Origin of the sequence: Synechococcus sp. Tobar12-5m-g, from assembly GCF_024345415.1 — a bacterium.
Classification (GTDB): Bacteria; Cyanobacteriota; Cyanobacteriia; order PCC-6307; family Cyanobiaceae; genus Regnicoccus.
In genome coordinates this window covers 68,095-86,948 of the sequence record NZ_JAGQBB010000010.1, presented here as the reverse complement: position 1 = coordinate 86,948, position 18,854 = coordinate 68,095, and the positions used below count along the sequence as shown (strand labels likewise).

The 18,854-nt window shown below is 65.4% G+C and carries 21 protein-coding genes; 12 read left to right on the top strand and 9 right to left on the bottom strand.

Annotation, left to right across the window (positions count from 1 at the left end; all coding sequences use genetic code 11):
- Nucleotides 1-45 precede the first annotated feature (45 nt).
- The 10 genes from KBY66_RS08065 (at nt 46) to KBY66_RS08020 (ending at nt 8,002) form a co-directional block, all read left to right on the top strand.
- Entirely contained in the window at nt 46-1,656 is a 1,611-nt protein-coding gene (locus KBY66_RS08065) for a DUF3352 domain-containing protein (RefSeq protein ID WP_255088781.1), read from the top strand.
- 4 nt (nt 1,657-1,660) lie between these two features.
- The gene (locus tag KBY66_RS08060; protein WP_255088780.1) at nt 1,661-2,212 is read left to right on the top strand and encodes a SixA phosphatase family protein; all 552 of its coding nucleotides are present in this window, start codon (nt 1,661-1,663) and stop codon (nt 2,210-2,212) included.
- A 41-nt stretch (nt 2,213-2,253) separates the two neighbouring features.
- Nucleotides 2,254-3,450, top strand: a complete 1,197-nt coding sequence (locus KBY66_RS08055; RefSeq protein WP_255088779.1) for a citrate synthase — start codon at nt 2,254-2,256, stop codon at nt 3,448-3,450.
- A gap of 63 nt (nt 3,451-3,513) precedes the next feature.
- Entirely contained in the window at nt 3,514-4,662 is a 1,149-nt protein-coding gene (nuoH, locus tag KBY66_RS08050; protein WP_255088778.1) for an NADH-quinone oxidoreductase subunit NuoH, read from the top strand.
- Nucleotides 4,663-4,733: 71 nt separating this feature from the next.
- Nucleotides 4,734-5,342, top strand: coding sequence for an NAD(P)H-quinone oxidoreductase subunit I (gene ndhI, locus KBY66_RS08045; RefSeq protein ID WP_255088777.1), 609 nt, complete (start codon nt 4,734-4,736; stop codon nt 5,340-5,342).
- Nucleotides 5,339-5,968 (top strand): NADH-quinone oxidoreductase subunit J, encoded by a 630-nt coding sequence (locus tag KBY66_RS08040; protein ID WP_255088776.1) that lies wholly within the window; start codon nt 5,339-5,341, stop codon nt 5,966-5,968. Before ndhI ends, KBY66_RS08040 begins: the two co-directional genes overlap by 4 nt.
- On the top strand, nt 5,968-6,294 hold the full coding sequence (nuoK, locus tag KBY66_RS08035) for an NADH-quinone oxidoreductase subunit NuoK (protein WP_255088775.1): 327 nt from the start codon (nt 5,968-5,970) through the stop codon (nt 6,292-6,294). The genes KBY66_RS08040 and nuoK overlap by 1 nt, the downstream gene beginning before the upstream one ends.
- Before the next feature lie 15 nt (nt 6,295-6,309).
- A complete protein-coding gene (locus tag KBY66_RS08030; protein ID WP_255088774.1) occupies nt 6,310-7,236 on the top strand; it encodes an NAD(+) kinase in 927 nt (308 codons plus the stop codon).
- Between the two features lie 75 nt (nt 7,237-7,311).
- Nucleotides 7,312-7,806, top strand: a complete 495-nt coding sequence (locus KBY66_RS08025; protein WP_255088773.1) for a CYTH domain-containing protein — start codon at nt 7,312-7,314, stop codon at nt 7,804-7,806.
- 40 nt (nt 7,807-7,846) lie between these two features.
- Complete coding sequence (locus tag KBY66_RS08020; protein WP_255088772.1) at nt 7,847-8,002, top strand: hypothetical protein; 156 nt, start codon at nt 7,847-7,849, stop codon at nt 8,000-8,002.
- A 107-nt stretch (nt 8,003-8,109) separates the two neighbouring features.
- On the opposite strand, the gene KBY66_RS08015 is transcribed toward KBY66_RS08020, so the two are convergent.
- Nucleotides 8,110-8,373: a helix-turn-helix domain-containing protein gene (locus tag KBY66_RS08015; protein WP_255088771.1), complete on the bottom strand. Its 264-nt coding sequence runs from the start codon at nt 8,371-8,373 to the stop codon at nt 8,110-8,112.
- A gap of 126 nt (nt 8,374-8,499) precedes the next feature.
- Here KBY66_RS08015 and KBY66_RS08010 point away from each other — a divergent pair, with 126 nt between their 5' ends.
- Nucleotides 8,500-9,393, top strand: coding sequence for a methylenetetrahydrofolate reductase (locus tag KBY66_RS08010; RefSeq protein WP_261346894.1), 894 nt, complete (start codon nt 8,500-8,502; stop codon nt 9,391-9,393).
- Nucleotides 9,394-9,396: 3 nt separating this feature from the next.
- Here the strand turns inward: KBY66_RS08010 and KBY66_RS08005 are convergent, their stop codons facing one another.
- The 6 genes from KBY66_RS08005 to KBY66_RS07980 form a co-directional block, all read right to left on the bottom strand.
- Entirely contained in the window at nt 9,397-10,581 is a 1,185-nt protein-coding gene (locus tag KBY66_RS08005; protein WP_255088769.1) for an NDP-sugar synthase, read from the bottom strand.
- A gap of 51 nt (nt 10,582-10,632) precedes the next feature.
- Nucleotides 10,633-11,541: a segregation/condensation protein A gene (locus KBY66_RS08000; RefSeq protein WP_255088768.1), complete on the bottom strand. Its 909-nt coding sequence runs from the start codon at nt 11,539-11,541 to the stop codon at nt 10,633-10,635.
- Nucleotides 11,542-11,608: 67 nt separating this feature from the next.
- Complete coding sequence (locus tag KBY66_RS07995; RefSeq protein ID WP_255088767.1) at nt 11,609-11,980, bottom strand: LapA family protein; 372 nt, start codon at nt 11,978-11,980, stop codon at nt 11,609-11,611.
- A gap of 121 nt (nt 11,981-12,101) precedes the next feature.
- Entirely contained in the window at nt 12,102-13,730 is a 1,629-nt protein-coding gene (locus KBY66_RS07990) for an NAD(P)H-quinone oxidoreductase subunit 4 (protein WP_255088821.1), read from the bottom strand.
- Nucleotides 13,731-13,880: 150 nt separating this feature from the next.
- Nucleotides 13,881-15,884: an NAD(P)H-quinone oxidoreductase subunit 5 gene (locus KBY66_RS07985; protein ID WP_255088766.1), complete on the bottom strand. Its 2,004-nt coding sequence runs from the start codon at nt 15,882-15,884 to the stop codon at nt 13,881-13,883.
- Nucleotides 15,885-15,972: 88 nt separating this feature from the next.
- Nucleotides 15,973-16,674 carry an NnrU family protein gene (locus tag KBY66_RS07980; protein ID WP_255088820.1) on the bottom strand — a complete coding sequence of 234 codons (702 nt, stop codon included), beginning with the start codon at nt 16,672-16,674 and terminating at the stop codon, nt 15,973-15,975.
- Nucleotides 16,675-16,831: 157 nt separating this feature from the next.
- On the opposite strand from KBY66_RS07980, the gene KBY66_RS07975 reads away from it, so the two are divergent.
- Complete coding sequence (locus KBY66_RS07975; protein ID WP_255088765.1) at nt 16,832-17,791, top strand: LysR family transcriptional regulator; 960 nt, start codon at nt 16,832-16,834, stop codon at nt 17,789-17,791.
- A 6-nt stretch (nt 17,792-17,797) separates the two neighbouring features.
- Here KBY66_RS07975 and KBY66_RS07970 read toward each other — a convergent pair whose 3' ends face one another.
- Nucleotides 17,798-18,484, bottom strand: coding sequence for a DUF3172 domain-containing protein (locus KBY66_RS07970; RefSeq protein WP_255088764.1), 687 nt, complete (start codon nt 18,482-18,484; stop codon nt 17,798-17,800).
- Nucleotides 18,484-18,831, bottom strand: coding sequence for an NAD(P)H-quinone oxidoreductase subunit M (locus tag KBY66_RS07965; RefSeq protein WP_255088763.1), 348 nt, complete (start codon nt 18,829-18,831; stop codon nt 18,484-18,486). Before KBY66_RS07965 ends, KBY66_RS07970 begins: the two co-directional genes overlap by 1 nt.
- Between the last annotated feature and the right edge of the window lie 23 nt (nt 18,832-18,854).

The following is an 18,854-nucleotide window of genomic DNA, read 5'->3' as shown; positions in this document are numbered from 1 at the left end:
GCGAGGCGGGATGCATAAAGATGAGGCGATTCCTGGGTTCGACGCATGAAGGTGCGCCCCTTCCTGCTGCTGCTGCTCGCCGTGGCCCTGCTTCTGCTCACCCTGGGCCTGGGGGGCTGGTGGCTGGTCGTGCGGCAGAGCCCTCTCAACCTGCAGCATCGCAGCCTGGTGATGCCCGAGGCGGCCCGGTTCATTCCCCGCAACGCGCCCCTCAGCCTGCACCTGCTCGTCCAACCCGATCGACTGGCGGCCTATGCCCGCGCCGTCTCACCCCCGGGTCAGCGGCGCCAGGCGGCGGCCGCCGCCGAACGCCTGCGCGATGGGGCCTTCGCCGCCGCGGGGCTGGATTACGCCAGTGAACTGGCCGATTGGCTTGGGGAGGAGGCCAGCCTGGCCGTGGTCGCTCCCGAGGGCCCGGCCGGGCCCTCGGGCTGGTTGCTGGCCCTGGGCAGCCGGGATCCCGATGGGGCCCGCCGCTTCCTGCAGCGCTTCTGGCAGACCCGCAGCCTGGCTGGCGCCGACCTGCAGATCAGCAGCTACCGCGGCATGGGGTTGATCAGTGGCCGCAGCGCCCTGGCGGACCAGATCTCCAGGCCCCTGGCCACGGCCTTGATCGAAGATCGGCTGGTGCTGATCGCTTCAGGGCGGGGCGTTCTGGAGCAGGCCCTCGACGTCTCCCAGATAGATGAGCTCAATCAGGCCTCGAACCCCCGTCTGACGGATGATCTGGGGAGGCTCGGCGATGGCGTGGCCTTGCTCACGGCCCGCCCCGAGGCCTTCGTGGAGTGGCTGGGGATCCCCGCCGAGATCGCGGCGGATCCAACCGTTGTCGGTTTGGTGGCTGGCCTCTCCCCCAGCGGGCGGGTCCTCCAACTGGAGGCTGACCTTGACCTCCGGGAGGCCCTGCCGACCCTCCAGCTCGACCCCGAGCCGCCCTTGCTGGCGGAGCTGCGCAGTCCGGCCTCCTCCCTGGTGCTGATCCAGAACCCGGCGGAGCTGCTTGCGGATGCCCAGATCGGGGCTCCAGAGGCCTGGCAGCGCCTGCTGGGTCCGGGGGTGGGTCAGACCCTGGCTGGCCTGGGCGGCCCCCTCCCCAACCTGGTGGCTGCCAACGATGACGGTGCCCTGCTCTGGGTCCAGCAACCTCGAGGCTGGCTGTTGGGAACGGCCAGCCAGGCCCCCAGCGCCAGCCAGCTCCAGCCCTTTCTGGGCAGCGATGGCCTGATCGCCGCTCCCCTCAGCCGCCCCGGCGTGCCGCTCCAGGTCTGGACGAGGCTCGAGGCCCGCGTCACCAAGGGCGACCCTGACCGGCTCACGGCGAGCGTGGCGGGGGCCCGCGCTGAGCAGAACGGCGTGGCCTGGTGGGGCGAGGGTCTGGCCGTTCTCGACGATCAGCTGGCGGGCCATCAGCCCCCGCAGCACCTGCTCAACCAGCTGGCGGGCCTGGGGGCTCCGAGCGCCCCCCTGCAGGCGGCCCTGGCTCCACCCCCGGCTCGGTTGCTGGTGGCCCGCTGGCAGCCCTGGCGGCTGCTCACGGGTCTGGCGGGAAGCCAGCTCCCGTCGAGCGTTCAGGGGCTTTCCCTCAGCCTGGAGCCTGAACCGGGGCAGGGCCATGGGGCCGCCCTGCGGCTCCATGGAAGGCTCGAGCTGGGCTGAGCCGATGGCCACCGTTGAGCTCCTGCTCCTACGCCACGGGATCGCCCAGGACAGGCTCCTGGCAGCAGCCGAAGGTTGGCTGGAGCGGGACCGCACTTTGACCCCACAGGGGCGGGATCGCACGGCCGCCGTGGTCGAGCGGCTCGTCAGCCTGGGCCTCAGCTGCGACTGGATCCTCACCAGCCCCCTGCCGCGGGCTCGCCAGACCGCTGAACTGGCCATCGCTGCCGGTCTGGCGCCGCAGCTGAGCCTGGCCCACGAGCTGGCCCCAGGGGCTGACCCCCTGGACCTGCTGGCGCGCTGGCTGGGGCCCGATCCCCCTGGGCCGCTCTGGCGGCGGCTCTGCCTAGTGGGCCACGAGCCCGACCTCAGCCAGCTGGCCGCCCGCCTCTGCGGTGCCCCAGCCGGGGCCCTGCGGCTCAAGAAGGCTGGAGCGGCGGTCCTGGAGCTGGAGCTGCCCGCGGCTGGCCAGGAGCCAGCCACCGCTTTGGCGGGGGCCTGCCTGACCCACCTGCTCACTCCGAGCTCCCTGTCGGCGCCGCTACGGCGGCCCTAGGGGGCTGGACCTAAATTCCGTTCAAATCTGGGGCGCAGCCCATGGTGGTGGATGCAACGCAGGCAGCGGCCGTGGGGGCAGGCCCTGCGCCTCCCGTCTACCGGCCTGGCCTGGAGGGGGTGCCGGCCACCCAGTCGGCCATCTGTGACATCGATGGCCAAAAGGGACGGCTCACCTACCGCGGCTATGGGGTCGATGAACTGGCGGCGAACAGCAGCTTTCTCGAAACCGCCTACCTGCTGATCTGGGGGGATCTGCCCAGCGCCGAGCAACTGCGGGCGTTCGAGAACGATGTGCAGATGCATCGGCGGGTGAGCTTCCGCATCCGCGACATGATGAAATGCTTCCCGGCCGATGGCCACCCGATGGACGCGCTCCAGTCGAGCGCCGCTTCGCTTGGGTTGTTCTACTCCCGCCGGGCCCTTGATGATCCCGAGTACATCGTTGATGCGGTGATGAGGCTGATCGCCAAGATCCCGACGATGGTGGCGGCGTTCCAGTTGATCCGCAAGGGCCAGGATCCGATCCAGCCCCGCGATGATCTGCCCTACTCGGCCAATTTCCTGTACATGCTCACCGAGCGGGTCCCCGATCCGCTTGCGGCCAGGATCTTCGACGCCTGCCTGATCCTCCACGCTGAGCACAGCCTCAACGCCAGCACCTTCAGCGCCCGCGTCACCGCCAGCACCCTGACCGATCCCTATGCCGTGGTGGCCTCGGCGGTGGGCACCCTGGCGGGGCCCCTCCACGGCGGTGCCAACGAAGACGTGTTGGCCATGCTCGAGCAGATCGGCAGCGAGGACCAGGTGGAGCCCTATTTGGATCGGGCGATCGCTGAAAAGCAGAAGATCATGGGGTTCGGCCACCGGGAGTACCGGGTGAAGGATCCCCGCGCCGTGATTCTCCAGGACCTGGCCGAGCAACTCTTCAATCGCTTCGGCCACGATTCGATGTACGACCTGGCCCGCCGTCTCGAGGAGGCGGCTGCCGTGCGGCTGGGGCCGAAGGGCATCTACCCCAACGTGGATTTCTATTCCGGCCTCGTCTACCGCAAGCTCGGCATCCCCAGGGATCTGTTCACGCCGATCTTCGCGATCGCCCGGGTGGCTGGTTGGCTGGCCCATTGGAAGGAGCAGCTCGGCGCCAACAGGATCTACAGGCCCACCCAGATCTACACCGGCAGCCCCGGCCGGAGCTGGGTGCCGCTGGATGCCCGAAACGTCGCGTCTGGCGGTTAACTTGCTTGCACCGGATCCGATTCGGGAGCTGACACTGTGGTGATGATGACGGCGCCAGAGTCCATGACAGCCCTGAGAGCCCCTTTGGCGGCTGTCACCTCGGGGCTCGACCTCCAGACCAGTTTCACGACGACCTTGCAGGGCATCGGCCTGACCCCGGCCACCGCCCACCTGCTCTGGTTGCCCCTGCCCATGCTGCTGGTGCTGGTCGCCGCCGTGGTCGGGGTCCTGGTCAACGTGTGGCTGGAGCGCAAGATCTCCGCCGCCGTGCAGCAGCGGATCGGCCCGGAGTATGCCGGTGCCCTCGGGGTGCTGCAGCCCCTCGCCGATGGCCTCAAGCTGCTGTTCAAGGAAGACATCATCCCGGCCCGCGCCGATGGCCTGCTGTTCACCCTCGGCCCGGTGCTGGTGCTGATTCCGGTGATCCTCTCCTGGCTGGTGGTTCCCTTCGGCCAACATCTGCTGATCAGCGACGTGGGGATCGGGGTGTTTCTCTGGATCGCCCTGAGCAGCATCCAGCCGATCGGCCTTTTGATGAGCGGCTACGCCAGCAACAACAAGTACTCCCTGCTCGGCGGCCTGCGGGCGGCGGCCCAGTCGATCAGCTACGAAATCCCCCTGGCCCTGGCGGTTCTTGCGGTGGTGATGATGAGCAATTCGCTCAGCACCATCGACATCGTCAACCAGCAGAGCGGCGCCGGCATCCTCAGCTGGAACATCTGGCGCCAGCCGGTGGGCTTCCTGATCTTCTGGATCTGCGCCCTGGCCGAGTGCGAAAGGCTCCCCTTCGACCTCCCGGAGGCGGAGGAAGAGTTGGTGGCCGGCTACCAGACCGAGTACGCCGGCATGAAGTTCGCCCTCTTCTACCTGGGCAGCTACATCAACCTGGTGCTCTCGGCCCTCCTGGTGGCCGTGCTCTACCTGGGAGGTTGGGGCTTCCCGATCCCGGTGGAATGGCTCGCGGGCGCGCTCGGCCAGTCGGTGGATGCCCCCGTGGTGCAGGTGATCACCGGCTCCCTCGGCATCGTCATGACCGTGCTGAAGGCCTACCTGCTCGTCTTCATCGCGATCCTGCTGCGCTGGACCCTGCCCCGGGTCCGCATTGATCAACTCCTGGATCTCGGTTGGAAGTTCCTGCTGCCGATCGCCCTGGTCAATCTGCTGGTCACCGCCGGACTCAAGCTGGCTTTCCCAGCTTTTTTCGGCGGCTGACGCCCAATCCGGCCATGATGGCTCGACGCTGACTCTGTTCTTTCCCCTCCTGTCCCCCACCAAGCACGCTCATGTTCGGGTTTCTCCAGAAGGTCGGTGAGTACACCAAGGATGCGGTCAGCGCCGCCTCCTACATCACCCAAGGCCTCTCGGTCACCTTCGACCACCTGAGTCGCCGGCCGATCACGGTGCAGTACCCCTACGAGAAGCTGATCCCTTCCGAGCGCTATCGGGGCCGGATCCACTTCGAGTTTGACAAGTGCATCGCCTGTGAAGTGTGCGTGCGCGTCTGCCCGATCAATCTGCCGGTGGTGGACTGGGCGATGAACAAGCAGACCAAGAAGAAGGAGTTGCGCAACTACTCGATCGATTTCGGAGTGTGCATTTTCTGCGGCAACTGCGTGGAGTACTGCCCCACCAACTGCCTTTCCATGACCGAGGAATACGAGCTCGCTGCCTTCGATCGGCACAGTCTCAACTTCGACAATGTGGCCCTCGGCCGACTGCCCACCAGCGTGACCAGCGATCCGGCGGTGGTGCCCCTCAGGGAGCTGGCCTATCTGCCCCAGGGCGAACTCGATCCCCACGGCGTTGACCCCTCACGCCCCCGGGCCGGAAAACGTCCCGACCAGGTGCTCGCTGAGCTGAAGGCCGCTTCGAACGGGGAGTCCTCCTCATGACGATCGCCTCCTGGACCCAGTGGATCTGTTTCGTCGCCCTCTCCGCTGGGGTGGTGATTGGCTCACTCGGGGTTGTTTTGCTTCCCAACATCGTCTATTCAGCCTTCCTGCTCGGCGGTGTCTTCCTGTCGGTGGCCGGTCTCTACCTGATGCTGAACGCCAGCTTCGTGGCGGCCGCCCAGGTGCTGGTCTATGTCGGGGCGGTGAATGTGCTGATCCTGTTCGCGATCATGCTGGTCAACAAGAAGGAAACCTTGGCGGAGATCCCCGGCTTGCCGCTGCGCCGGTTGCTCTCCGGTGGCGTCTGTGCCGGACTGTTTCTACTTTTGCTGAGGGTTGATGTCACCACCCCCTGGGCCGTGCCTGGCCCAAGCCCCGTAGGGAATGACGCAACGATCCGGATCGGGATCCACCTTTTCTCCGACTACCTTCTTCCTTTCGAACTCGCCTCCGTGCTGCTGCTGATGGCCATGATCGGGGCGATCGTGTTGGCTCGCCGGGATGTCTTCACCGTGGATGTGATCACCGGAGAGGATGTGGATCAGGCCTTGATCGAGAAGATGAGAACACCGCTGCTGGTCGAAACAACCCCAACCCAGAACCCCGCCCTCGAGGCAACACGCTGATGTCTTCCCTTCCGGTCGATGTTCCCCTGCAGGCCTACCTCGTGCTTGCCGCCATCCTGTTCTGCACAGGGGTCTGGGGACTGATCAACAGCCGCAATGCGGTGCGCGTCCTGATGAGCATCGAGCTGATGCTCAATGCCGTGAACATCAACTTGATGGCCTTCTCCAGCTACATCGATGGCCAATTGATTCGTGGCCAAGTGTTCGCCATCTTTGTGATCACCGTGGCCGCAGCCGAAGCCGCTGTTGGCCTGGCCATCCTGCTGTCCCTCTATCGGAACCGCGAAACCGTGGACATGGAGCGCTTCAACCTTCTGCGTTGGTGAGCTCCTCCAGCCTCGATGCAGCTTGAGCGGGTCTGGCTGATTGTCCGTGCCAACAGCCAGGCCGCCCAGCGCCAGGTTCGCCGCTGCAGGGAAGACCTCGAAGGTCAGGGGGTCCAGGTCACCGTTGCCAGCAGTGGCCTCAGAGTGAACCCCTTTCCGGGCTTGCTGGCCACCGAGCCCAAGCTGCCTGACCTCACTGTGGTGCTGGGTGGAGATGGCACTGTGCTGGGTGCCGCGCGGCACCTGGGCCCCCTGGACGTGCCGATTCTCAGCTTCAACGTCGGCGGCCATCTCGGCTTTCTCACCCAGGAGCGCAAGCTGCTTGTGCTCTCTGATGTGTCTGACGACAACCTCTGGCAGCGCCTGAGGGATGACCGCTTCGCCCTGGAGCGCCGCATGATGCTTGAGGCCGGCATCGACCGTGGCGACGGCATGGCCGAGACGGGCGAAACCGTCCATCGTGCCCTCAATGATTTCTACTTTCGTCCCTGCCTCGAGGAGGTGTCGCCCACCTGCCTGCTGGAGCTGGAGATCGATGCCGAGGTGGTGGATCAGTTCCGCGGCGATGGCCTGATCATCGCCACACCGACCGGCTCCACGGGCTACTCGATGGCGGCGGGAGGACCGATCCTTCATCCCGGCATCGAAGCGATCGTTGTCAATCCGATCTGTCCGATGAGCCTCTCAAGCCGGCCCGTGGTCATTCCACCCCGCTCGGTGCTGGCGGTGTGGCCCCTGGGTGAAACCAGCCGTCGGGTCAAGCTCTGGAAGGACGGAGCCCATGCCACTGTGCTGGAGCCCGGCGACCGCTGCGTGGTGCGTCGCTCCAACCATGGCGCCTTGATGGTGGTGTTGGAGCAGAGCCCCTCCTATTACCGCACCCTCAGCCACAAGCTGCATTGGGCCGGCGACCTCACCGCCGCTGAACCGTCTGACAACTGATCTTGAGGCTGGTTCGATCGCCAAGACTCGTTCGGTCGGCCCGGCGAGGATGGAGGGAGTGGTTTCGGAGTGTTGATGGGCCTGGAGATCGAGCGACGCTTTCTGGTGAACGGAGGGGAGTGGATTGCCCACAGCCGCTGGCAGCGGAGGTTGCGGCAGGGTTATCTGGCCGCTTCGGCGGCGGGATTCACCGTGCGGGTGCGAATCAGCGCAACAAGCCAGGCCTGGATCACCCTCAAAGCCGCCGCCGCTGGGATTGCTCGGCACGAGTTCGAATACCCGATTCCGCTCGGCGATGCCGAAGCGTTGCTCGCCCTGGCTCCCCACCAGCTCAGCAAGGTCCGCCATGGCCTGGATCTTCCTGGCGGTGACTGGGTTGTCGATGTGTTCGAGGCGGGGAACGAACCGCTGGTGCTGGCGGAGGTGGAGCTCGTCCGGGCTGATCAACCCCTGGAGGTGCCCAGTTGGTGCGGAGCCGAGATCACGGGCCGGGGCGAGTTGAGCAACGCGGCGCTGGCGGTTCATCCCTACGGCGCCTGGACGGCGGCGGAGCGGCAGGTGCTGTCTTAATGTTTAGTGCTTGTTTCGCTGTTGTTGGCGGCTCCCGTTCATGATCGGCCTCTATGACCACCAGGGTGTGCTCCGCTTCACCGGCCGGGATACGGCCGATTGTTTGGACTATGCCGAGCTTTTTGAGCTCAGGCCTGATGGCTACAGCCTGGAGCGGCTCAGCGGAGAGGATCTGATGGAGAGTTCAGCCAGCTAAACGTCAAGGACCTGCTGGGTGTCGTGCCGCTTCCTTGAAGATTGGACTTGTTGTAGCTTGCGCATGAATGGCGAGCTCAATCTCAGGCCATCGATGCATGCATCCAATCAGCTGGTTGGCAGATGGCAGCAGTTGAAGCCATCGCGGCAGATCTTGCCGTGATCCATGGCCCAGTTCAGCAGAGCCACCCTGTTCTTGGCGCCTGTCTTGCTGAAGATGTTGCTGACGTGATTATCGACCGTGCGTTTGCTGATCATCAATTGAGTTGCGATGTCCTGGTTGGTCAGTCCGGTGGCGACTAGCTCAATGATCTCCAGCTCGCGCCCGGATAGATTTGAATGTTGCTGGTCAAGACCATCTTGTACAGACATCAAGGAAACCCACCCAACCTCTGACTTTTCACTCTAGGCAGTGGAGGCCCTTTCCCCGTCCATTTTGAGGGGTGCGGCAATCCTTAGCCACTGCCCCATGATGGGGTGCCGCCGATCCACTTCATCTTGCTGCTGCAACAGGCCCTCGCCCATCGACGGTTCGCCCTGACCGCAGAAGTCACACCACCGCGAGGGGGAGATCCGAGCCGCACCCTGGCGGCGGCATCCACCTTGAAGGGACTGGTCCACGCCGTCAACGTCACCGATGGCAGCCGGGCCGTGATGCGGATGAGCAGCCTGGCGCTCTGCCGTCTCCTTCTCGACATCGGCCTGGAGCCCGTGCTGCAACTCTCCTGCCGCGACCGCAACCGGATCGCCCTGCAGGCGGAGCTGCTCGGTGCCCACGCCCTGGGAATCCCCAACCTGCTCTGCCTCACGGGCGACCCCGTGCGGGCCGGTGACCAGCCCGACGCCAGGCCCGTGAACGAACTGGAGTCGGTCCGGCTGCTGCAGATGGTCAGCCACTTCAATGCCGGGAACGACCCGGTTCAAGGGGCCCTCCCCGATGGCCCCACAGCCCTGTTCATCGGAGCGGCCGCCGATCCCCAGTCCCCCAGTTGGAGTGGGCTGCAGGCGCGGGTTCGCCGCAAGCATGCCGCCGGTGCCCGGTTCATCCAGACCCAGATGGTGATGAACACGGCCGCCCTGCGGCGCTTTTGCGAGGAGATCGCCGCACCACTGGATTTGCCGGTTCTGGCCGGTGTGTTTCTGCTCAAGTCGGCGCGTAATGCGGCCTTCGTGAACAAGGTGGTGCCGGGGGCGCTGATTCCCCAGGCCCTGATCGATCGCCTCGCGGCGGCGGCCGACCCGGCGGCGGAAGGGATCAGGATCGCGGCTGAGCAAGTCGAAACCTATGCAGGGATTGCCCAAGGTGTCCACCTGATGGCGGTCAAGGCGGAGGAGCGGATCCCGTTGATTCTTGAGCAGGCGGGGATTCCCCCCGTGCAGCTCGCCTCCTAGGGCTCAGGATCCGCCCTTGCTCAGGCTGAAATCGGAGCCCAGCAGCTGGGCCAGTGCTTTCTGATGGGGTGAGGGCTGGGCCACATCCTGGCGGCGCACATCGGTGATCAACCAGTCGAGGGCGGCTTCCTGTAGATCGAAATGGTCGCCGTTGCGATCCACGCAGTAGCGGCCGAACACCAGCTTCTCGACGAGGCGCACACCGGCGCCGATGCGGGAGTATTCGAAGATGATCGAGTTATCAATCGTTGCCCCCTCGCAGATGTGGCAGCTGGGACCAATCATGGCCGGCCCGATGATCGTGACGCCGGGTTCGATTCGGCTCATGCCTCCCACATAGACCGGACCACGGATGTCGATCTGATCCCAGTCCGCCGCCACATTGAGGCCGACGTAGACGCCGGGGCGGACCTGGCGGCCAGGAATCTGCACCTGGCGGACATCACCCAGAAGCACACTGCGGATCGCCTGCCAGTAATCGGGAACCTTTCCGATGTCCACCCATTCAAAATCCATCGGCAGGGCATAGAAGGGTGCACCAGCTGCAGCCAATCTCGGGAAGAGATCGGCGCCGATGTCGAAGGGAACGCCATCGGGAATGTGATCGAGAACTTCCGGTTCGAAGATGTAGATACCGGTGTTGATCATGTCGCTGGCGGCATCCTCCACAGCGGGTTTCTCCTGGAAGGTCACCACCCTGGAGTCTTCATCGGTGACGACGACGCCATAGCTGCTGACCTGGTCCTTCGGAACCCGTTTGGTGACCAGGCTGGCCACCGCACCTTTCTCCTTGTGGCGCCGGACGGCCTCGGTGAGATCGAGATCGATCAGGGCATCCCCGCAGAGCACCACAAAGGTGTCGTCAAAGAAGCGCTGAAAGGATTGAATTTTCTTGATTCCTCCGGCAGAACCCAGCGCTTCGCCGATCAGTTCACCATCTTCAACCCGTCCTTCGAAGCTGTAGGCAATCTCGACACCAAAGCGTTGCCCATCACGAAAATAGTTCTCGATTTCCTCGGCTAGGTGCGACACATTCACCATCACCTCATTGAAGCCATGCTGCCGAAGCAGCTCGAGCAGAAACTCCATGACCGGTTTCTGCAGGATGGGGATCATCGGCTTGGGGATTGTGTGCGTGATCGGCCGCACACGAGTCCCTTTCCCTGCCGCGAGGATCATCGCCTTCATGGGCGCCAGCCTGCTGTGATTCGGTTCAAGGCACTATCTTAAGAAAGAATGTCAGGCCGCCAGGCGTTGGCGAGCCGGCGAGGAAGCTGGCCCCTGGGCCGGTTGGCTTTTCAGCATCTGTACGGGGTTGGTGTCCCGAAGCACGCCTTCCAGGTGGAGGCCGTGGAGGCGTTTGAGGTGGAGCGGGCCGAACAACCCGCCGTCCTGCCGTAGATCGAGTCGGCCCTGGGAGCAGAGGAACAGCAGGGCCCAGAAGACCCCCACCCGATCGCAATCGAGATCTCCGGGTGCCGATTTTTCCCAGGCTTCCACCAGGTCCTCGAAGTTCGCCCACTCCAGCGCCGGGGGCCACTGCTGCAGAAACAGGCTGAGGGCCGCCGTGGTTTCGGGCAGTTTTTCCCGATGGGCCAGGGCGGCCACCTGCTCGATGGCGGCGCGCTCGCTGTAGGGCCGGTTACGGCGCGATGGGCGGCTGCGGCTTCCATCCTGCTCCAGCCGCTCGGCGATGTCCTCCAACTGGCGGATCAATTCGCCCAGGCTGACCGGCCGTTGCAGGGGCGGTGGAGCCACCGGGCGACGCCAGAGGTGTCGCTCCGGCCTCCTGGGCAGGACGTAGGCCGAGCCGCCCCAGTCGCCTTCGTCGTCGGCATCGCAGCCGAAGGGGTCCTCGATCAAAGGCGGTGGGGGGAAGGTCTGGCGTTCCAGCACCTCCGCTTTCAGCCCGACCAGCACCGAGGCGGCCAGGAAGGCTTCGCTGGAGGCGGCCAGGTCCTGTTCGTAGCTGCCGCCACGGCCGGCCTGCAGCGAAGCGATCAGCCGGGGAACTTCGATGCGTTGGCGGAGTTGGTCAAGGAAGCCGTCGACCACGGCGATCACATCCACGTCCCAGGGATCGAGTTCCCCCCGTTCGGCCGCGTCCTGGAGCAGGCGAATGGCCAGCCTGGCGCCCGCTTCTGCCACTCTCCCCGCCTCACTGGCCGCAACGTACCCGCTTTACGGCTCGCCAGCCAGTTGGGGGCGGCCGCCGTCAGTCGGGAGTGGGCGATGGCGGCGAGGGCGCCGAACTCTCGCCTGCCGCCGGCAGCAGGCCGAGCTGGGCATCCACTGTGGCCCGATAACGCTGGATGTCCGCTTCAAGTTCACTGATCCGCACTTGCTGGGCCTCCCGATCCCCCTGGCTGCGCACGACCTCCACCTTCTTCACCACTCCGGTCCAGACGGCGAAGACCCAGGCCGCCGTGGCGCCGATGCCGCCCACGACCAGCAACATCGCCGCCAGGGGGAGGGTGGTGCTGACACCGGGCAGGAAGTGGACGGTGGTGGCGGCCGTGTTCTCCAGGGTGAACATGACCGTGGCCAGTCCGAAGCTGAAGATCAACAGAAAATTCAGCTGTCGCATGACTCGATTCAGCTGGGTTTGGATCGTGGCAGGGAGCGTAGTCAGGGCGGCCCGGCTTGGGGGACAAGCAAGAGCAACCGCAGGGTTTTGTAACGGGAAGCAGCCAGAAGCAGCAGCCTGATCAGCCGACGGACGGAGCCTGCAGAAGGGCCGACGGCATCCAGCTGACGGGCTGGGTCTGGGAGCCGCGGATCAGGCCGCTGGGCGCCGGTCCGAGCACCCGGGCCATGGCCGCGTCCTCCCGCAGCACCAGGGCCTCGATCGAGGCCCGGTAGCTGTCGGTCACCAGGCGGGGGTAAAGGCCGATGCCGATGATCGGCACCAGCAGGCAGGAGATCACGTAGATCTCGCGGGGTTCGGCATCCACCAGTTCGTTGTGGGAGGCGAGCTCGGGGTTCTCCTTGCCGAAGAAGATCTCCCGCAACATCGAAAGCAGATAGATCGGCGTGAGGATCACCCCCACAGCCGCCAGGGCCGCCATCACAATCCGGAAGCTGAGCGAATAGGCCTCGCTGTTGACGAAGCCCACGAACACCATCAACTCCGAGACGAAGCCGCTCATGCCGGGCAAGGCCAACGAAGCCAGCGAGCAGATCGTCCAGAGGGCGAACATCTTGCGCATTTTCTGGCCCACGCCGCCCATCTCATCGAGCTGCAGGGTGTGGGTGCGGTCGTAGGTGGCGCCCACCAAGAAGAAGAGGCTGGCACCGATCAGACCATGGCTCACCATCTGGAGCATGGCGCCGCTGGTGCCGAGGGCGCTGAAGCTGCCGATGCCAATCAGCACGAAGCCCATGTGGCTGATCGAGCTGTAGGCGATCTTGCGCTTGAGGTTGCGCTGGGCGAACGAGGTGAGCGCGGCGTAGATGATGTTCACCACCCCCAGCACCACCAGCAACGGCGCGAACTGGGCGTGGGCCTCGGGCAGCAGCTGCACGTTGAAGCGCAGCAGGGCGTAGCCACCCATCTTGAGCAAAATGCCGGCCAGCAACATGTGCACCGGCGCCGTGGCCTCCCCGTGGGCGTCCGGCAGCCAGGTGTGCAACGGCACGATCGGCAACTTCACCCCGAAGGCGATCAACAGTCCGGCGTAGGCGATCAGCTGGAAGCGAGCGGGGAACTCCTTGGCCGCCAGGACAGTGAATTCGAAGTTCGGCGTTCCGCCCCCGAAGAAGCCCATGGCCAGGGCGGCCAACAGGATGAACACCGAGCCGCCGGCGGTGTAGAGGATGAACTTGGTGGCGGCGTACTGACGCTTCTTCGCTCCCCAGATGGCCAGCAGCAGGTAAACGGGCAGCAGTTCCAGCTCCCAGGCCAGGAAGAACAGCAACATGTCCTGCACGGCGAACACGGCAATCTGGCCGCCGTCCATGGCCAGGATCAGGAAGAAGAAGAGCCGCGGTTTGAAGGTGACCGGCCAGGCGGCCAGCACCGCCAGGGCCGTGATGAAGCTGGTGAGCAGGATCAGCGGCATCGAGAGGCCATCGGCCCCCACCGACCAGGCCAGGCCCAGGTCCGGCAACCACTCCACCCGCTCGATCAGCTGCAGACCGGCCACGGAAGGGTCGTAACCATTCAGATAGGCCCCCACGGTGACCAGAAAGGTGACCAGGGCCACCCCGAGGGCGTACCAGCGAATCGTCTTGCCGTTGCCCGGATCAGGGATGAACGGAATCAGCAGCGCTGCAACGATCGGAAAGAGGATCGAGACGCTCAGCCAGGGGAAGGCCCAGGCGTGGTCGGTGCCCAGGACCTCAAGGGGACCCTGAACAACGGCGAAATCGAGCGGCACAGGGCAGGCAAGCAGTTCTGGCCGGAGTGTAGAAATGGCCACCGAGCCAGAGCTCCCCAGATAAGGGATGACACACACAGTGGAGGTTTGGGTGATGGAGGTTTGGGTTCAGAAGCTGCTGAACAGCACCACCAGGGCGATCACGCCACCGAACACGATCAGGGCATAGAACTGGGCCCGGCCCGTCTCGAAGTACTTGAGGCCCTCACCACTGCCGAGGGTGAGCAGGCCGGTGAGGTTGACCACCCCATCGACCACCTTGGCGTCGACCTCGAGCACCTGGCGGGCCAGCTTGCGGCTGCCCTGCACGAAGATCCGCTCGTTGATCGCATCGAGATACCACTTGTTGGCCAGGAAGGCGTTGATGCTGGGGAAGCGGGATGCCACGGCCGTGGCCAGATCGAGCTTGTGGAGCGCGTAGGCCAGCACCGCCACCGTGATGCCGCTGATGGAGATGGCTACCGAAGCGCCGGCCAGGGGCAGGAAGCCCGCCCAGCTGAACTGCTCGGCCATCTCGGCGGCTTCGTGGGGATCGAGCAGGCCGGCGAAACGGCTGTGCCAGGGGGTTCCCAGCAGTCCGATCAGCACCGATGGCACCGCCAGGATCGCCAGGGGGGCTGCCATCTGCCAGCCGGATTCGTGGGGCTGGCTGGCGTGCTCCCCATGGCCCTCAGGCTCGGCAGCTCCTTTGCCGGCGGCGGCAAGCAGGCGGGCCTGCAGGGCAACATCGCTGCCGCGGAAGGGACCTTCGAAGGTGAGGAAGTAGAGCCGGAACATGTAGAAGGCCGTCATGCCGGCGGTGAGGAAGCCGACGGCCCAGAGCAGGGGAAAGGCGTTGAAGGCCTGGCCGAGGATCTCGTCCTTGCTCCAGAAGCCCGCCAGGGGAGGGATGCCGCTGATCGCCACGCAGCCGATCAGAAAGGTGATCGCCGTGACCGGCATGAAGCGTCTGAGTCCCCCCATCAGCCGCATGTCCTGGGCGAGCACGGGCTCGTGGCCCACCACCTCCTCCATGGCGTGGATCACCGAGCCGGAGCAGAGGAACAGCATCGCCTTGAAGAAGGCGTGGGTGACCAGGTGGAACATGCCTGCGACCGGGGCGCCGCAACCCATGGCCAGCACCATGTAACCCAGCTGGGAAACGGTGCTGTAGGCCAGGCCCTTCTTCAGATCCATCTGGGTGAGGGCGATGCTCGCCCCCAGGAAGCAGGTGACCGTACCGATCACCGCAATGAAGGCCTGAACTTCATCGAACTGGATGTAGATCGGCTGGAGGCGGGCCACCAGGAACACCCCTGCAGCCACCATCGTGGCTGCGTGGATGAGGGCGGAGATGGGGGTGGGGCCCTCCATGGCATCGGGAAGCCACACATGCAAAGGGAACTGCGCCGACTTGGCCATCGGTCCCATGAACACGAGCAGGCAGAGGATCACCGCCGCCGGGTGAGACACGCTGCCGTTGTTGAGGGCTTCACCCAGACGGAGGCCGATCTCCTCGAAGCCGAAGCTGCCGGTGGCCCAGAACAGACCCAGGATGCCGAGCAGCAGGCCGAAGTCCCCGACCCGGTTGACCACGAACGCTTTCTGGGCGGCATTGGCGGCACCGTCGCGGTCGTACCAGAAGCCCACCAGCAGGTAGGAGCACATCCCCACCAGCTCCCAGAACACGTAGATCTCGAGCAGGTTGGGGCTGATCACCAGGCCCAGCATGGAACTGCTGAACAGGGCCAGGTAGGTGAAGAAGCGCACGTAGCTCTTGTCGTGCGCCATGTAGCCGTCGGAATAGACCATCACCAGCAGGGCGATGGTGGTGACGAGGGCGAGCATCACGGCGCCCAGAGCATCCACCCGGAAGCCCATCTGCAGGTTGAAGCTGCCGGCGCTGGCCCAGTTGAACAGCACCTCGGTGGGGGGCGGGGCGGCGAGCTGCTCGATCAGCGCGGCGTAGCTGAGCACCGCGGCAGCCCCCACACAGCTGATCAGGAAGATGGCAACAGGCTTTCGCAGCCTGTTCACGGTGCGGTTGAAGCTGATCAGGCCCAGACCGACCAGGGCCGCCCCCAGCATGGGAAGCACCGGAATCAACCAGGCAAGGTCCGAGGCCGAGGTCATCCGGTTTCTGGGAATTCTGAGGGAGTGTAGGCAGCCCTTCTGGCCGGATCGGGCTGTGTGTGGGACTTCGATCAGCCAGCCCCGCCCCTTAACCGAGCAGCCGCCCCAGCGGGCCGTTCAGGAAGGATGCGGTGGCGAGCCCCAGGAAGCGATGGCTCCACCAGAGCGTGCCGATGGCGATGGCGATGCCCAGCTGGGAGGGCCGAAGGAACTCGCCAATCACCAGGGTCTGGCGACCATCGAGCACGGCCTGGAAGGGAATCACCGAGGTGTTGGCCTTCAGCTGCTCGAAGGCGGGGCCGAACCGCCTGGCCAGGCGCCGGTCCCCGTGCCAGATGGCGAACATGTGGTGGGCGATCAGGCCGAAGCAGGTGACCAGCATGAAACTGCTGCCGATCCAGAGCAGATGGGTGGCGCACCAGATCACCTGCCCGACCGCCTGGGGATGGCGGCTGATCCGGATGATTCCAGTCGCGTAGAGCCGCTGCTCGGGCTTGAGCAGGGCAGGAATCTCCAGCAGGTTGTAGGTGGCCGGATAGAGGAAGAAGAAGCTGATCGCCGTGCCCACCCAGATCACCGGGATCAAGCCCGGGAGTCCCTGCAGGTTCCAGAGCCGGACGCCTTCGTAGCGATGGGCGATGAAGTAGCCGACCACCACGACGGCCGATGGAATGCTGAGAGCCGCGAACAGCAGCCGCCAGGCCCGGGCCCCAATCCGTGCCTCCCCCCAGCCACGCAGGGCCGCGCCACCGCTGTGCAGCACGGCGAAACCGAACAGCAGGGCCAGCATCACCAGGCTGGAGTGGTGGGGGGCGAGCGGCAATCAATCCATGCGGGAAGGTCAGATTCTGGCCCTCGGATGGGTGACTCCGGAGGCCCCAGGGGGCCCCGGTGGTTTCCCTTTAGAGTTCGAGTTCCCAGCCGGAGCAAGCCCCACGGGTCATTCCATGGCTGATCTGCCCTTCACCCTCGATCAGCTGCGCATCCTGCGGGCCATCGCCAGCGAGGGCAGCTTCAAGAAGGCTGCCGACAGCCTTTACGTGACCCAGCCGGCGGTGAGCCTGCAGATCCAGAACCTGGAAAAGCAGCTCGATGTCTCCCTGTTCGATCGGGGTGGCCGCAAGGCCCAGCTGACCGAGGCGGGCCACCTGCTGCTCAGCTATTGCGACAGAATTCTCAGCCAGTGCCAGGAGGCCTGCCGCGCCCTCGACGACCTCCACAACCTCAAGGGTGGTTCGCTGATCGTGGGCGCCAGCCAGACCACCGGCACCTATCTGATGCCCCGCATGATCGGCCTGTTCCGCCAGAAGTACCCCGATGTGGCGGTGCAGCTCCAGGTGCACAGCACCCGTCGCACCGGCTGGAGTGTGGCCAATGGTCAGGTCGACCTGGCGATCATCGGCGGCGAGCTCCCCTCGGAGCTCAACGACCTCCTCCAGGTTGTGCCCTACGCCAGTGATGAACTCGCCCTGGTGCTGCCGATCAAGCACCCGCTGGTGCGGCTGCCGGAGCTCCATAAGGATGATCTCTATCGGCTCGGTTTTGTCTGCCTCGACGCCCAGTCCACCACCCGCAAGATGGTGGACCACCTGCTCGCCCGCTCGGGCCTGGAGGTGCAGCGCCTCAAGATCGAAATGGAGCTCAATTCCTTCGAGGCGATCAAGAATGCCGTGCAGTCGGGCCTTGGGGCGGCGTTTCTGCCGGTGGTCTCGATCGAGCGGGAACTGGCCGCCGGCAGCCTGCACCGCGCCACCATCGCAGACCTTCAGGTGCGGCGTCAGTTGAAACTGATCACCCATCCGGCCCGCTATTGCTCCCGCGCCGCCGAGGCCTTCCGCCGGGAGGTGCTGCCGGTCTTCGCGAGCCCGGACAGCCCCCTGCGTCAACCCGCTGCCCTGGCTGCCTGAGCGCCCTTAGAACTGGTCCCCTTCCGGTGTGATCCCCACGGAGTCATCGGCGGCTCCGGCGATGCCTTTGGTCTGGAACCTGTTGCCGCTGATGTCGGTCTGATAAACGCAGCGCACCACCGGTTTGTCGCGGATCGAGCCGACGTAGGCGAAGGTGTTCATCCGTTGTTTGCACTGGCGCATCTGCTCAGCGGTGACCGCCCCCTCCTTCTGGAGCACGCTCCAGTTCTCCCGGCGGATCACGCAGCCGGGCTGCAGCGTGGGCTGGGTTACGAAGCTGCTGCTGGGATTCATCGTGGTGTAAAGCTCCACGTCGTTGACGAAGGCGCTCGCCCCCCATTGCTTGCAGAACTCCGGGTCGGGAACGGCCAGGTCGAGTTGCTGGCTGCTGGCGATGTTTCCCTGGTTGCCGGCGGTGTTGCTGGAGAGGGCGGTGCCGATGCCGATGCCCACCACCAGAACCCCGGCCAGCACCGCCACCGTGGCGACGTTGAACTTGAACGGCGGATCCCCCTGGCCGCCTGCGCCGCCCGGGGCCCCACCCCCGCCGCGGAGCGGGGCAGCTGGCCTGCGGCCCCGGGGCTGGTCGTCATAGGCGGAAGACTCGTAGCGGTAGGCCTCGCGATCCTGGTAGGGCTCGCTGGAGCGACTCCGGCCCCCGAAAGTGCCGCGGTCTGGGCGGGATCGGCTCATCAGGCGTCAGGGCTGCGGGGCAGACCCATCGAATAGTTCAGCACCCGGGCGTCGGGGTTGTAGCGCAGCTCTCCAGCCTGCAGCAGTTGACGGATCGTGCCCTCCAGGTCGGAGCCGATCCTGCGCAGGTTGTACTCGGTGAGCTCCTGGCCGGCAAAGCCTGCAACCAGGTCGCGGAACCGCTGCCGCACCGTCTCCAGCACGGCCGGCTCCCAGAGGAACTCGTTGTCCGGATCGAGGTCGAGGGTCAGCTGGGCTGGATCGGCGACGAGCTGGTCATCTTCCACGCGGGCGGTGAACAACCGCACATGCCTGGTGGTGGACTTGAGCAGGAGGGCGTCGGCCATGGGGTTGGGGAAGGCGGGCGTGG

What these genes read in the sequence shown, in the direction of transcription:
- KBY66_RS08005 (WP_255088769.1), bottom strand. Translation starts at nt 10,581, where the DNA reads ATGAAGGCGATGATCCTCGCGGCAGGGAAAGGGACTCGTGTGCGGCCG.
- KBY66_RS07980 (WP_255088820.1), bottom strand. Translation starts at nt 16,674, where the DNA reads ATGCTGGCCCTGCTGTTCGGTTTCGCCGTGCTGCACAGCGGTGGCGCG.
- KBY66_RS08060 (WP_255088780.1), top strand. Translation starts at nt 1,661, where the DNA reads ATGGCCACCGTTGAGCTCCTGCTCCTACGCCACGGGATCGCCCAGGAC.
- KBY66_RS08040 (WP_255088776.1), top strand. Translation starts at nt 5,339, where the DNA reads ATGACGATCGCCTCCTGGACCCAGTGGATCTGTTTCGTCGCCCTCTCC.
- KBY66_RS08015 (WP_255088771.1), bottom strand. Translation starts at nt 8,373, where the DNA reads ATGTCTGTACAAGATGGTCTTGACCAGCAACATTCAAATCTATCCGGG.
- KBY66_RS07985 (WP_255088766.1), bottom strand. Translation starts at nt 15,884, where the DNA reads ATGACCTCGGCCTCGGACCTTGCCTGGTTGATTCCGGTGCTTCCCATG.
- KBY66_RS07965 (WP_255088763.1), bottom strand. Translation starts at nt 18,831, where the DNA reads ATGGCCGACGCCCTCCTGCTCAAGTCCACCACCAGGCATGTGCGGTTG.
- KBY66_RS08025 (WP_255088773.1), top strand. Translation starts at nt 7,312, where the DNA reads ATGGGCCTGGAGATCGAGCGACGCTTTCTGGTGAACGGAGGGGAGTGG.
- KBY66_RS08030 (WP_255088774.1), top strand. Translation starts at nt 6,310, where the DNA reads ATGCAGCTTGAGCGGGTCTGGCTGATTGTCCGTGCCAACAGCCAGGCC.
- nuoK (WP_255088775.1), top strand. Translation starts at nt 5,968, where the DNA reads ATGTCTTCCCTTCCGGTCGATGTTCCCCTGCAGGCCTACCTCGTGCTT.
- nuoH (WP_255088778.1), top strand. Translation starts at nt 3,514, where the DNA reads ATGACAGCCCTGAGAGCCCCTTTGGCGGCTGTCACCTCGGGGCTCGAC.
- KBY66_RS08020 (WP_255088772.1), top strand. Translation starts at nt 7,847, where the DNA reads ATGATCGGCCTCTATGACCACCAGGGTGTGCTCCGCTTCACCGGCCGG.
- KBY66_RS08065 (WP_255088781.1), top strand. Translation starts at nt 46, where the DNA reads ATGAAGGTGCGCCCCTTCCTGCTGCTGCTGCTCGCCGTGGCCCTGCTT.
- ndhI (WP_255088777.1), top strand. Translation starts at nt 4,734, where the DNA reads ATGTTCGGGTTTCTCCAGAAGGTCGGTGAGTACACCAAGGATGCGGTC.
- KBY66_RS07995 (WP_255088767.1), bottom strand. Translation starts at nt 11,980, where the DNA reads ATGCGACAGCTGAATTTTCTGTTGATCTTCAGCTTCGGACTGGCCACG.
- KBY66_RS08055 (WP_255088779.1), top strand. Translation starts at nt 2,254, where the DNA reads ATGGTGGTGGATGCAACGCAGGCAGCGGCCGTGGGGGCAGGCCCTGCG.
- KBY66_RS07975 (WP_255088765.1), top strand. Translation starts at nt 16,832, where the DNA reads ATGGCTGATCTGCCCTTCACCCTCGATCAGCTGCGCATCCTGCGGGCC.
- KBY66_RS07970 (WP_255088764.1), bottom strand. Translation starts at nt 18,484, where the DNA reads ATGAGCCGATCCCGCCCAGACCGCGGCACTTTCGGGGGCCGGAGTCGC.